General features: G+C 72.5%; 9 protein-coding genes. 3 read left to right on the forward strand and 6 right to left on the reverse strand.

Features of this window, described 5'->3' with window-relative positions:
• The first annotated feature begins 390 nt into the window (after positions 1-390).
• Together DMH12_RS12640 and DMH12_RS12645 are read left to right on the forward strand one after the other, a co-directional pair.
• On the forward strand, positions 391-1278 hold the full coding sequence (locus DMH12_RS12640; protein ID WP_125491672.1) for an SAM-dependent methyltransferase: 888 nt from the start codon (positions 391-393) through the stop codon (positions 1276-1278).
• Positions 1279-1449: 171 nt separating this feature from the next.
• Entirely contained in the window at positions 1450-2055 is a 606-nt protein-coding gene (locus DMH12_RS12645) for a hypothetical protein (protein ID WP_125491673.1), read from the forward strand.
• A gap of 13 nt (positions 2056-2068) precedes the next feature.
• Here DMH12_RS12645 and ftsH read toward each other — a convergent pair whose 3' ends face one another.
• The 6 genes from ftsH to DMH12_RS12675 form a co-directional block, all read right to left on the reverse strand.
• The gene (gene ftsH / locus DMH12_RS12650; protein ID WP_125491674.1) at positions 2069-4015 is read right to left on the reverse strand and encodes an ATP-dependent zinc metalloprotease FtsH; all 1947 of its coding nucleotides are present in this window, start codon (positions 4013-4015) and stop codon (positions 2069-2071) included.
• Between the two features lie 117 nt (positions 4016-4132).
• Positions 4133-5683, reverse strand: a complete 1551-nt coding sequence (ffh, locus tag DMH12_RS12655; RefSeq protein WP_125491675.1) for a signal recognition particle protein — start codon at positions 5681-5683, stop codon at positions 4133-4135.
• A gap of 103 nt (positions 5684-5786) precedes the next feature.
• Positions 5787-8258 (reverse strand): [protein-PII] uridylyltransferase, encoded by a 2472-nt coding sequence (locus DMH12_RS12660; RefSeq protein ID WP_185832286.1) that lies wholly within the window; start codon positions 8256-8258, stop codon positions 5787-5789.
• A 28-nt stretch (positions 8259-8286) separates the two neighbouring features.
• The gene (locus tag DMH12_RS12665) at positions 8287-8625 is read right to left on the reverse strand and encodes a P-II family nitrogen regulator (RefSeq protein ID WP_122615177.1); all 339 of its coding nucleotides are present in this window, start codon (positions 8623-8625) and stop codon (positions 8287-8289) included.
• Complete coding sequence (locus DMH12_RS12670; RefSeq protein ID WP_125491677.1) at positions 8622-9968, reverse strand: ammonium transporter; 1347 nt, start codon at positions 9966-9968, stop codon at positions 8622-8624. Before DMH12_RS12670 ends, DMH12_RS12665 begins: the two co-directional genes overlap by 4 nt.
• 314 nt (positions 9969-10282) lie before the next feature.
• Positions 10283-11776, reverse strand: a complete 1494-nt coding sequence (locus DMH12_RS12675; protein ID WP_125491678.1) for a hypothetical protein — start codon at positions 11774-11776, stop codon at positions 10283-10285.
• 446 nt (positions 11777-12222) lie between these two features.
• Between DMH12_RS12675 and DMH12_RS12680 the strand changes: the two genes are divergently transcribed.
• Entirely contained in the window at positions 12223-12894 is a 672-nt protein-coding gene (locus DMH12_RS12680) for a bifunctional DNA primase/polymerase (RefSeq protein WP_125491679.1), read from the forward strand.
• The last annotated feature ends 123 nt before the right edge of the window (positions 12895-13017 follow it).

Raw genomic sequence — 13017 nt, forward strand, 5'->3', positions numbered from 1 at the left:
TCGCCACGGGCGGCCGCGTCCTGCTCACCGAGCCGGGTGTGCTGGACGCCGCCGGGGTACGCCAGGCCGTCGCACGCGGCGCGACCGCCGTCCACCTCAGCCCCCGCCCCCTCCGCACCCCGGCCACCCGCTGTCATCGCCCACCGGCGCGATCCGGCCATCCGGTCCAGGTGTCGCCGGGGGGCTACCGCGGGTACCTCGCGGCCGGCCCACATTGCCGGGAAGTGAAATCTCGCCAGGGGGACGGGGATCGGGCAAACCGGCCCTCTCTACCACTGGACGCCGCGGCGAGCCCGGAGTTTCCTGGCATACGGGGGGAGTTCGAGCGCACTGCACGGGGGCCATGGAATCGGGCACAGCGGCAACACTCGGCGATTGGGGCGCTTTCCTATGACACCTACGCTCGTACGGCAGCACTCATCTCACACGGGGACGATGTCTCCCGTGGACCTGCGTGCACGTGCGCGTGACTGGTCCGAGATACAGGAGAGGATGCTCGTACCGCTCTACGAGGCCGTCTTCGAGCGGCTGGACGTGGGCGGCGGCACCAGGATGCTGGGCCTGAACTGCGGTTCCGGGCTCGCCCTGCTGATGGGCGCCTCGCGCGGCGCCTCGGTGACCGGTGTCGACACCCGCTCTCCGGAACTCCTGGAGCTGGCACGGCGGCGTCTGCTGCCCGGGGCACCCGAGGTGCCGGAACCTCCCGGCGCCCGGCCCGCCCCGGCGCGCGCGGACGCGGCACGGGTCGTGGAGGGACCACCCGGTGCCGCGGCGGATCCGTCGGCGCCGGCGTTCACGCTGGTGACCGCCTTCGAGCCCATCGGGTGCCTCGCGGGCGACTCGGAGGGGCTGGGCGGGCTGCTCGCCGAGGCGACGCCGCTCGCCGGGCGCGGGGCCGTGGTGGTGCTGGCGGGCTGGGGCCCGCCGGAGCGGTGCGCCACGGCCTCGGTGCTGCGGGTGGCCACCAAACTCGCGGACCCGCTGCGCAGCGCGGGCAGCTGGCGCCCCGCCCTGCGCGACGACCTGGAGGAGGTCGCCCAGCGGGCCGGGCTCAGGCCGGACGGTTCGGGACGGGTGGCGTGCCCGTTCGGGTACGCGGACGCCGCGAGCGCGGCCCGGGGGTTGCTGTCGACCGGGCTGTTCGACGCGGCGATCGCGGCCACCGACAAGGAACAGGTCGACAAGGAGCTGGCGGAGGCCCTGCACCCGCACCGGCGCGCGGACGGGACCGTCTGGATGCCGAATGTCTTCCGCTACTTGATCGCACGAGTCCCTTAAAGATCGATTCCGACCGATCGTGTGCGTTGTCCGGCCGACTTTTCCCGGTGCAGGTGTGAATGCCGTGAAGAAGCCGGTTGAGGGCTCCTGTGGTTTCCCCAGGTGGATCATGGACCTCTACTCTGATCCACCGTTCGGGGGAAAACACACATCTGCATACAGGAGCCTGTAGTGCCGCACCGTAAGACCGCACTGCGCCTCGCCGCGCCCGTCGCCGTCCTCGCTCTTGCCCTCACCGCGTGCGGGGGCGGCGACGAGGACTCGGACGCCGACGCGAAGAGCCCGGCCACCACCGAGGCGTCGCCCTCGCCCTCCGAGGCGGCCTCGGGCGGCGACCTGGCGACGGGCGAGAGCGCGACGGGGAAGGTCGCCGAGGACCCGGGCGAGGTCACGTACGACGTCGTGGCGGAGAAGGTCGAGGTGGGCACCGAGGCCGAGGCCGCGAAGGCGGTGGCGGACGCCGCGGACGTCAAGGGCAAGGTGCTGGCCACCGCGTACCTCAAGTACACGCACAAGAGCGGACCCGCCCTGACCGAGGGCTCCGACGTGCACGACGGCGCCACGGTCTTCGCCGACGGGCAGCGCGGCAGCGTCCTCGTCGGCGCCTCCGAGGACGCGGCGGGCTGCGAGGACCCGTACGACGTCGAGAGCTGGAAGCAGGGCGAGAGCCACGTCTTCTGCGAGACGTACGTGATCCCGGCCGGCGCGAAGAGTGTGGAGGCGCACTGGTCGGAGGAGGACGGCGAGCCCTACGTCTGGAAGTTCCCGCAGAAGTAGGACCGCCCGGCGCTCACGCCTCCGGGTCGTCCTTCGTGAGCCGGGTGATCCCGGCGATGCGGTACGCCTCCGCCTCGTCCAGCGTCTCGTTGGCCAGCAGGGCCTCGGCCAGCGCGTCGAGCCGCTCGCGGTGGTCGCGCAGCTTGCGGACGGCCTCCTCGTAGCAGGAGTCGACGACCCGCCGCATCTCCCCGTCGATGGCGTCCAGCGTCTGGGGTGCGGCGGCGAGGCCGTACGCCTGCTGCGCGTCGCCGGGGAGGGCGGAGAGCCGGCCGACCCGCTCGCTCATGCCCCAGCGGGCGACCATGCCGCGAGCGATGTTGGTGACCTGTTCGAGGTCGCTCTCGGAACCGGTGGTGATCACGTCGTACACCACGTGCTCGGCCGCCATGCCGCCGAGCGCGCCGATGATCCGGCCGCGCAGGTACTCCTCGGTGTAGGCGTACTTGTCCGCGTCCGGCGTCGACAGCGTCACCCCGAGCGCCCTCCCGCGCGGCACGATGGTGATCTTGCGGACGGGGTCGGCGCCCGGCTGCAACATGCCCAGCAGGGCGTGTCCGCTCTCGTGGTACGCGGTGCGCCGGCGCTCCTCCTCGGGCATCACCAGGGGCCGTTCGGCGCCCAGCTGGACCTTCTCCAGAGCCTCGGAGAGGTTGGCCTGCGTCACCCGGTCCTGCTTCCGCTTGACCGCGAGCAGGGCCGCCTCGTTGGCGAGGTTCGCCAGTTCGGCGCCGGTCATGCCCGGGGTCGTGCGGGCGACCTGGGCCAGGTCGACGTCCGGGGCGAGCGGGATCTCGCGCGTGTGGATGTCCAGGATGGCCTCGCGGCCACCGCGGTCCGGGGGCGAGACGCTGACCACCCGGTCGAAGCGGCCGGGGCGGGTCAGGGCCGGGTCCAGGATGTCCGCGCGGTTGGTGGCGGCGATGACGACGACGCCCTCGGAGCCCGAGAAGCCGTCCATCTCGGTGAGGATCTGGTTCAGCGTCTGCTCGCGCTCGTCGTGGCCGCCCATGCCGGAGCCGCCGCCGCGCGCGCGGCCGATGGTGTCGATCTCGTCGATGAAGATGATCGACGGCGCGACCTTGCGGGCCTCGGCGAACAGCTCCCGCACCCGGGAGGCGCCCACACCCACGATCATCTCGATGAACTCGGACGCGGACGCGGAGAAGAACGGCACCCCCGCCTCGCCGGCGACCGCGCGCGCGAGGAGCGTCTTCCCGGTGCCGGGCGGACCGGTCAGGAGGACACCCCGGGGCATCTTCGCCCCCATGCGGCGGTAGGCGTCCGGGTTCTTCAGGAAGTCGACGACGTCACTGAGTTCGCCCTCCACCTCGTCGATCCCGGCCACGTCCGCGAACGTGGTCCGCGGCTCGCCCGCCTCCAGCTCGACCGGCTTGGGCGGCGCCTTGCGGCCGAGCATGCCGCCCGCGCCGCCGCCCAGGGCGCCCCTCATGCGCCGCGCGATGAAGACCCACAGCACCACGAGGAGCAGCATCGGGGCCAGCGCGATCAGCAGGTTGGACAGGAAGCTGCGGTGCTGGACCACCGGTTCGGCCGTGACCGTGACGTTGTTCTTCGTCAGGTCGTCCCAGAGCTGGTCGTCCGCGAAGGTGGGCCGCTCGGTCGTGAACTTGGTGTACGTGCCGTCGCCGTCGGGTTTGTCGCGGCCCTTCTTGAGCTGGCCCTGGATCGCGTCGCCCTTGGCGTAGATCTTGCTGACGTTGCCCTCGTCGACCTGCTTGCTGAACTCCGTGTAGGAGATGGTCGGCTCGTCGCCCTCGTTGAAGAACGAGAGCACGAGGTTGGCGATCAGGTAGACGACCAGCGCGGCCAGGACCAGGTTCCACCAGCCGCCGCGCAGCCTCCTGCCACCGGGCGGCGGCTTCGGAGGCTCGTCGGGCGTGCCCTCGGTGCGCCAGGGCCGCTCGGACGCCTTGCGCGGCGGGGACGGGTTGGTCATATCCGGACGTTACGACAGGAAAGCCGCCTGGGCATGTGCATGTACGGCGCTGGGGCGCCCTCCTTCGAAGGAGGGCGCCCCAGCGCCGTGCACACCGATCGGGCCGTCGGCCCGAGGTCAGCCCATGAACTTCTTGAACTCGTCGGGCAGCTCGAAGTCCTGGCCGCCCTGCTGGGGCAGTCCGAGGGCGCCCCCGCTCTGCGCGGCGGCCGCGCGGCGGGCGGCCTCCTCCTGCTCCTGCTGCTTGCGCTTCATGGGGTTGCCGGAGCGCTGCTTGCCCTTGGCCTTCTTCTGCTGCTTCTTCTGCCGACCGGGTCCGCCGCCCATGCCCGGCATGCCCGGCATCCCGGGCATGCCGCCGCCCTGGGCCATCCGGGACATCATCTTGCGGGCCTCGAAGAACCGCTCGACCAGGCCCTTGACCGCGCTGACGTCGACGCCGGAGCCCTTGGCGATACGGGCGCGGCGCGAGCCGTTGATGATCGTCGGCTCCTGGCGCTCGGCCGGGGTCATCGACTTGATGATGGCGGCCGTGCGGTCGACGTCACGCTCGTCGAGGTTGTTGATCTGGTCCTTCATCTGGCCCATGCCCGGCAGCATGCCGAGCAGCTTGGAGATGGAGCCCATCTTCCGGACCTGCTCCATCTGGGCCAGGAAGTCGTCCAGGGTGAAGTCCTGGCCCTTCTTGGACGCCAGCTTGGAGGCCATTTTCTCGGCCTCTTCCTGGCTGAACGTCTTCTCCGCCTGCTCGATCAGGGTGAGCAGGTCACCCATGTCGAGGATGCGGGAGGCCATCCGGTCCGGGTGGAAGGCGTCGAAGTCCTCGAGCTTCTCGCCGTTCGACGCGAACATGATCGGCTTGCCGGTCACCGAGGCGATCGACAGGGCCGCACCGCCACGGGCGTCGCCGTCGAGCTTGGAGAGCACCACGCCGTCGAAGCCGACGCCGTCGCGGAAGGCCTCGGCGGTGTTGACGGCGTCCTGGCCGATCATCGCGTCGACGATGAAGAGGATCTCGTCCGGCGAGACCGCGTCGCGGATGTCCGCGGCCTGCTGCATCAGCTCCTGGTCGATGCCCAGGCGGCCGGCGGTGTCGACGATGACCAGGTCGTGGACCTTGGACTTGGCGAACTCGATGGAGTCCTTGGCGACCTTGACCGGGTCGCCGACCCCGTTGCCCGGCTCGGGCGCGTAGACCGCGACACCGGCACGCTCGGCGACGACGCTGAGCTGGTTGACGGCGTTGGGGCGCTGGAGGTCGCAGGCGACCAGGAGCGGCGAGTGGCCCTGCTCCTTGAGCCAGCGGCCCAGCTTGCCCGCGAGGGTGGTCTTACCGGCACCCTGCAGACCCGCCAGCATGATCACGGTCGGCGGCTGCTTGGCGAAGCGCAGGCGGCGGGTCTCCCCGCCGAGGATGCCGACCAGTTCCTCGTTGACGATCTTGAGGACCTGCTGGGCGGGGTTGAGCGCCTTGGAGACCTCGGCGCCCAGGGAGCGTTCCTTGACGCTCTTGATGAACGCGCGCACCACGGGCAGGGCCACGTCGGCCTCGAGGAGCGCGATGCGGATCTCGCGGGCCGTGGCGTCGATGTCCGCCTCGGACAACCTGCCCTTGCCGCGGAGATTTTTGAAAGTCGCGCTAAGGCGGTCGGAGAGGGTATCGAACACGGTGGCGTCGGTCCTCGGAGTCGGGGGCGGTCTGAGCGTCTTCCAGGGTATCTGCCTTGGCAAGACATTCGTCCCCGCCCGGCGGATTCCGCGGGCCGCCCCGTCAGGGACGACCCCGCAACGCCTCCTCCAGGGTCCGTGCCAGGTCCCCCGCCTCCTCCTCCGGCAGCCGCGCGCCCTCCGGGCCGGTGACGTAGAAGGCGTCCACCGCGTTCGAGCCCAGGGTGGAGGCGTGGGCGCTGCGTACCCGCACGCCGGCCGCCTCCAGCGCCCGCCCGAGCCGGAACAGCAGGCCCGGCGCGTCCTGGGCGCGGACCTCGATCACCGTGGCCAGCCGGGACGCGGCCGGGGCGACGGTCACCCGGGGCGGCGGCGGCTCCACACCCCGGCGCCGCGGATGGGCGGCGTCCCGCTCGGCGAGCCGGGCGGCGATGTCCAGGGTGCCGTCCAGGGCCCTGACCAGGTCGGCCCGGAGCCGCGCGGCCTGGGGCAGCGAGCCGTACTCGGCGGCGACCCGCCAGTCCAGGAGCAGCACGGAGCCCTCGACACCGTCCGGCAGCGGCAGGGACCGCAGCTCGGCGGTGCGGACGGTGAGCCGGTGCATGGCCAGGACCCCGGCGACGGCCGGGAGCACGCCCTCCTGGTCCGGCACGGCGATCAGCAGCTCCACGCCGAGCGGCTCGGGACCGGCGGCCGCCGCCGGATCGGCCGGCTCCGGGTCGGCGGGCGCCTCGGTCTGGGCCCGCAGCGCCAGCACCGGCCCGCGCGTGCGGAACGCCTCGACGGCGAGCCGCTCCTGCTCGGCGGTGGGCGCGGCGGCCTCGGGCTCTTCCAGCGGGTCCCCGGCCAGCACGCCCGAGACCCGTTTCACCAGGTCGGCGACGAGGGAGCCGCGCCAGGACGACCAGGCGGCGGGGCCGGTGGCCAGCGCGTCCGCCTCGGTCAGCGCGTGCAGCAGCTCCAGGGTGTGCTCCGAGCCGACCGCGTCGGCGACCGCGCGCACGGTGGCCGGGTCGTCGAGGTCGCGCCGGGTGGCGGTCTCGACGAGCAGCAGGTGGTGCCGTACGAGGGTGGCCAGGACGGCCGTGTCCGCGCGGTCGAAGCCGATACGGGCGGCCACGTCCCGGGCGATGGTCTCACCGGCCACGGAATGGTCGCCGGGCCAGCCCTTGCCGATGTCGTGCAGCAGCGCGGCCACCAGGAGCAGGTCGGGACGGTGCACGCGGCGGGTGAACCCGGCGGCGCGGACGGCGGTCTCGATCAGGTGCCGGTCGACGGTCCACAGGTGCACCGCGTTGCGCTGCGGGCGGCAGCGTACCCGCTCCCAGTCGGGCAGCAGGCGGGTGACCAGGCCCTCGGCCTCCAGCGCCTCCCAGACCTGCACGGTGGGCCTGCCCGAGCCCAGCAGGGTCACCAGTTGCTCGCGGGCCTCGGCGGGCCAGGGCGTGGGCAGCGGCCGGGTGGTGGCCGCCAGGCGCCGGACGGCGTGCCGGGAGAGCGGGAGCCCGGCCTGCGCGGCGGCGGCCGCGGCACGCAGCGGCAGTACGGGATCGCGTTCGGGGCGCGCGGTGCGGGCGAGCACCGCCTCACCGTCGTGCTCGACGACGCCCTCGGCGAGCGGAGAGCGCTCGGGCACCTGCTTCCCGGCGCCCAACATGGCCCGCAGCCGCGGCCGCCCCGAACGCGAACGCAGCACGCGTCCCACCTCGCGCCAGGTGACGTCGCCGGCGTACGCGATGACCCGCGCCGTCTCGTAGACCTGCCGCAGCAGCGTGTCGGCGTCCAGCAGGCCCAGCTCGGCCGCCACCTGGTCCTGCTCCTGCAGCGCCAGCCGGTCGGTCGCCCGCCCGGTCGTCAGGTGGAGCGCGTCGCGTACGTCGAGCAGCCGGCGCCGGGCGTCGGCGAGGCCCTCGCGCGGGGCGTCGGCCAGCCAGGACGCGGCGACGGCGCGCAGGGCGGTGGCGTCGCGCAGGCCGCCCCGGGCCTCCTTGAGGTCGGGTTCCAGCAGGAACTGCAGCTCGCCCTGGCGCTCGGCGCGCTCGGCGCACAGCTCCCGGAGTTCGGGGAGGCGCTTGGGGGCCTGGTTGCGCCAGTCGGCGAGGACGGTGGTGCGCAGGGACGCGGTCAGGCCGAGGTCTCCGGCGAGGTGGCGGGCGTCCAGGAGACCGAGGTGGACTTTCAGATCCTCCCCGGCGGTCTTCCGGGCCTCGGCCGGGGTGCGCACGGAGTGGTCGAGGTCGAGGCCGAGGTCCCAGACGGGGTACCAGAGGCGGTCGGCGAGGGCGGCGACCGCCGCGTCGTCGCTCCCGTCGTGCAGCAGGAGCAGGTCCAGGTCACTGCGCGGGGACAGCTCGCCGCGCCCGTAGCCGCCGACGGCGACGAGCGAGACGCCTCTGCCCGACCCGCCGGTGCCCGCGTCGAAGAGGCCCGACAGCCAGTCGTCCGTCAGTCCGGCGAGGGCCGAACGGCGCGGCGGCCCGGACCGCGCCCCCTCGGTGAGGAGGCGCAGCCGGGCCGCCGCGTAGCCGCCGGGTCCCGAGTCCTCTGCTTCTTTCGTCACGTCCGTACTCGTCACCCGGCGACTCCTGTTCTGGTTTCCCGCCTCAGAGGGCGTCCGGACCCCGCTCGCCGGTCCGCACCCGTACGGCCGTGTCGACCGGAACCGACCACACCTTGCCGTCACCGATCTTGCCGGTGCGGGCCGCCTTGACCACGACCTCGATCAGCTGATCGGCGTCGCCGTCCTCGACCAGCACCTCGATGCGGATCTTGGGCACCAGGTCGACGGTGTACTCCGCGCCCCGGTAGACCTCGGTGTGGCCGCGCTGGCGGCCGTAGCCGCTGGCCTCGGTGACGGTCAGGCCGTGGACCCCGAAGGCCTGGAGGGCCTCCTTGATCTCGTCGAGCCGGTGCGGCTTGACGACGGCGGTGATGAGCTTCATGCGTCCACCTTCTTGCTCGCGGTCTGCGTGGCCGTCGGGGCGGCCGTGGCGGCGGTCGTCCGGGCGGCACCGCCGCCGGCACCGCTGAAGTCGTATGCGGTCTCGGCGTGCTCGGCCTGGTCGATGCCGGTCACCTCGTCGTCCTCCGGTACCCGCATGCCGATGGTCTTGTGCAGGATCAGGGCGAGGACGGCAGAGACGACCAGGGAGTAGGCGAGCACCCCGAAGACACCGGCGCACTGCTTCCAGAACTGGTCCAGGCCGCCGCCGTAGAACAGGCCCTCGACGTCGGACTGGCCCTTGCCGGAGGCGAAGAGGCCGACGAGGAGGGAGCCGAGGATGCCGCCGACGAGGTGGACGCCGACCACGTCGAGCGAGTCGTCGTAGCCGAACCGGTACTTCAGGCCGACCGCCATGGCGCACAGCACACCGGCGATGACGCCGATGGCGATCGCGCCGAGCGGGGAGACCGCGCCGCCCGCCGGGGTGATGGCGACCAGACCGGAGACGGCACCGGAGGCCGCGCCCAGAGTGGTGAAGGCACCGTGCCGGATCTTCTCGTAGGCGAGCCAGCCGAGGACCGCGGCACCGGTGGCGACCTGCGTGTTGACGAACATCAGCGCGCCCACGCCGTCGTCGTTGCCGAGCCAGGAGCCGGCGTTGAAGCCGAACCAGCCGAACCACAGCAGGCCGGCGCCGAGCATGACCAGCGGCAGGCTGTGCGGGCGCATCGGGTCCTTCTTGAACCCGACCCGCTTGCCGATCACCAGGATCACGCCGAGGGCCGCGGCGCCGGCGTTGATGTGCACGGCCGTACCGCCGGCGAAGTCGATCACGCCCAGCTCGAAGGCCCAGCCGCCGGCACCCCAGACCCAGTGCGCGACCGGGAAGTAGACGACCGTGGCCCACAGGGCGATGAACAGCGCCCAGGCGGTGAACTTCACCCGGTCCGCGAGGGCGCCGCTGATCAGGGCGGGTGTGAGCACCGCGAACATCAGCTGGAAGACCAGGAAGACGAAGACGGGGATGGTGTAGCCGTCCCACAGCTCGGTCAGGCCGATGTTGCTGAGGCCGACCCAGTCGGAGTTCCAGCCGACCACGGAGCCGGTGTCGGTGCCGAACGCCATGGAGAAGCCGTACAGCACCCACAGGACGGTGACGATGCCGAGGCTGATGAAGCTCATCATCAGCATGTTCAGGGTGCTCTTGACGCGGACCATGCCTCCGTAGAAGAAGGCCAGGGCCGGCGTCATCAGCATCACCAGGGCGGAGCAGATGAGCATGAAGCCTGTGTTGGCGGCAGAGAGCTCCGTCTCTGCGGCAAGCGTGATGGCTGGAGCCATCGGCGTCTCCTCGTCGTTGGTACGGCCCCGTGCGGGCGAAGCCTGGGCGGGACTGAGGGGGCGGGCCGGTTATGCGCCACGACATTGGCGCAGCGCGGTTTCGGTCGGTGCCCCTCGTTGTTTCGCCGCCGTGACGAAGGCGCCGTGCGTGTTACGCGTGAGTGAACTGCCGGATGCGGGTCCAAGCGATCGTTATGGTGGCGCAACGTCCCGCACCGGGGGTAAGCCGGCCGCGGCGGCCTCCGAATGACCTGGCATGGGGGAGCCGAGTCGGGCAGTTCGGGAGGGCCGGCCGCGGCCGGGGTCGGTGGATGTCAGACCGCTTCGGCGGTCTCCGGAAGCTCGACGGCGAGCCGCTCGGTGAGGTCGACGATCTCCCCGAGGTCGCCGAAATCGCGTACGGCCGTGTCGACGGTTTTGCGGATGCGGGTGTTGACGCGTTCGGAGCGGACCTTCTTGGCGATGCGCATGGCCTCGACGGCCACGCCGGTGCTTTCCTCGGGCTCGCGGCGCAGCAGGTGCACGGTGGCCATGCCGATCAGGTTCAGCGCGTAGGAGCGCTGGTGCTCGTCGTCCTCGGCGAACAGCTCCACGGCCCGGCGCATCAGGGGATCGGCCAGGGAGGCGTAGGCGGGGCTGCGGCCGGCCACGTAGGCGAGGTCGCGGAAGGAGTGGCTGTTCTCGCCGTACAGCTCGGCCTCGGAGAAGAAGCGGATCCAGTCGGGGTCCGGCTCGTCCCACTCGGCGGCCTCGGCGAAGGTGTCCTCGGCCATGCGCACCGCGCGCTTGCAGCGGCCGGGCTGTCCCATGTTGGCGTAGGCGCGGGCCTCCATCGCGTACAGCATCGACTGGGTGCGGGGGCTGGCGCAGTCCCGGCTGCCGTACTGCGCGAGGTGGACCAGCTCCAGGGCGTCGTCGGGCCGGCCGAGGTGGATCATCTGGCGGCTCATGCTGGAGAGGATGTACGAGCCCAGCGGCCGGTCCCCCGCCTCCTTGGCGGCGTGCAGGGCGAGGACGAAGTACTTCTGCGCGGTGGGCTGTAAGCCCACGTCGTACGACATCCAGCCGGCCAGCTCGGCCAGCTCGGCGGCGACCTTGAACAGTTTGGCGCGGGTGGTCTCGGTCTGGGGTTCCTGGAGCAGGTCGGTCACCTCGTGCAGCTGGCCGACGACCGCCTTGCGGCGCAGGCCGCCGCCGCACTGGGCGTCCCAGCGGCGGAACATCACGGCGGTGGACTCCAGCAGCTCCAGCTCCGGGCGGGAGAGCCTCCCGCGCGCGCGGGAGGCGGGAGCGGGCTCGCGGCCGGCGGGGCCGCCCGGGGGCGAGGGGACGAGCCAGCGCTGCATGGGCTCGATGAGGGACGGGCCCGCGGAGAGGGCCAGCGAGCTGCCGAGGAAGCCGCGCCGCGCCAGCATGAGGTCGCTGCGCGAGAACTCGCTGAGCAGGGCCACGGTCTGCGGGCCCGTCCAGGGCAGGTCGACCCCGGTCGCGGAGGGCGTGGGACGGGTGGAGCGCAGGCCCAGGTCCTCGACGGAGACGACGACACCGAAGCGCTCGGAGAACAGCTCGGACAGGATCCGCGGGATCGGCTCGCGCGGATTCTCCCCGTCCAGCCAGCGGCGCACCCGGGAGGTGTCGGTGGAGATGTGGCCGGCGCCCAGCTGGCGGGCCCGGCGGTTGACCTGGCGGGCCAGTTCGCCCTTGGACCAGCCGCTGCGGGCGAACCACGAAGTGAGCAGCTCGTTCGGGCGCTTGTCAGCGTGCGACGCGCCTACCGCGCTCGTACCGCTTCCGCCGTTGCCGCTCACTGGAACGCCCCCATCCCTGAGACCACCTGTCGCCGAGTGCGCCAAGCCCTATCAGAATGCCGGTGGTTGGGGCCCTCCGTCCGGCGGTTGCCACCCTTCGAACGGAAAGCCGAGTTGCCTCCGGCATACCCACAAGTGCATGTGCCCCACGGCTCCATGCACACAAAGTAGTCCCGCGATCACTCGCCCAGCCATGGCGATTGCGAAATCGCCACCATTCGCCACCCCTTCGAATGAACTCCCCCCGGCCGGGACGCGATTCACTTGACATAGGCCAACCGAGAGTAGGTGCAAGGGTGCACACCGGGGCGTGCGCCGTCGGGCACACCACCCCGGAGTGCTTCCGGACGCTGCCTGAACCGCGTCGCACTGGGGAGTTGGAAGCAGAGAGTCACGTTTCACGTCCGCTGCGTAACCGCCGCTGCGTCGGACCCGTTGGAGGGGGCATGGACTTCACGATCGGCATCGGCAGCAGTCGGGGCATGCGCGAGACCCGGTCAGGCGCGCGCCGCCGGGGCCGCGCCACAGAGTGCACCGTCGTGGCCGAGTTCACCGGGCTCTGGGGCTGGGACGTGGTGCCGGGCGCCCGGACCGCGGCGGGTACCTGCTCGTGCGGACGGTCCGACTGCCCGGCACCGGGCGCCCATCCGCTGGACTTCGCCCCCCGGGTGCCGGCCGGGACGACCCTGGACGGAGCGAGTGAGGCCTGGGCCCGGTTCCCGGGCGCCGCGGTGATGCTGCCGGTCGGGCGGAGCTTCGACGTGATCGAGGTCGGCGAGGCCGCCGGGCTGCGGGCGCTGACCCGGCTGGAGCGCATGGGCCTCCCGCTCGGTCCGGTCGCGGCGACCCCCGAGGGCCGCGCCCACTTCTTCGTCGCCCCGGGCGCCGCAGCCGAACTGCCGCGGCTGCTCTACCGGCTGGGCTGGGACGACCCGTCCGCCCTCGACCTGTGCGGCCTCGGTTCCGGTACGTACATCACGGCCCCGCCCTCCGACCGCGGCGGCCGGGGCCCGGTGCGCTGGCTCCGCCACCCCGACCTCGACTCGGCCACCAAGCCCCCGGCGGCCCGCCTGCTGCTGGGGACACTGGCGTACGTGGCCCACCGCTCGCGGGCGTAGGCCGCCCTCCGGTCCGGCGCGAGGGCCGTACGGCGGCCCTGGGCGATGGCCCGCACGGCGCCCCTGCGCGACGGCTCGCAAGGCGGCTCCGCACGAGGCCCGTGGGCGACCCGGCACGAAGGC

The organism is Streptomyces sp. WAC 04229 (genome assembly GCF_003947455.1).
GTDB lineage: Bacteria > Actinomycetota > Actinomycetes > Streptomycetales > Streptomycetaceae > Streptomyces.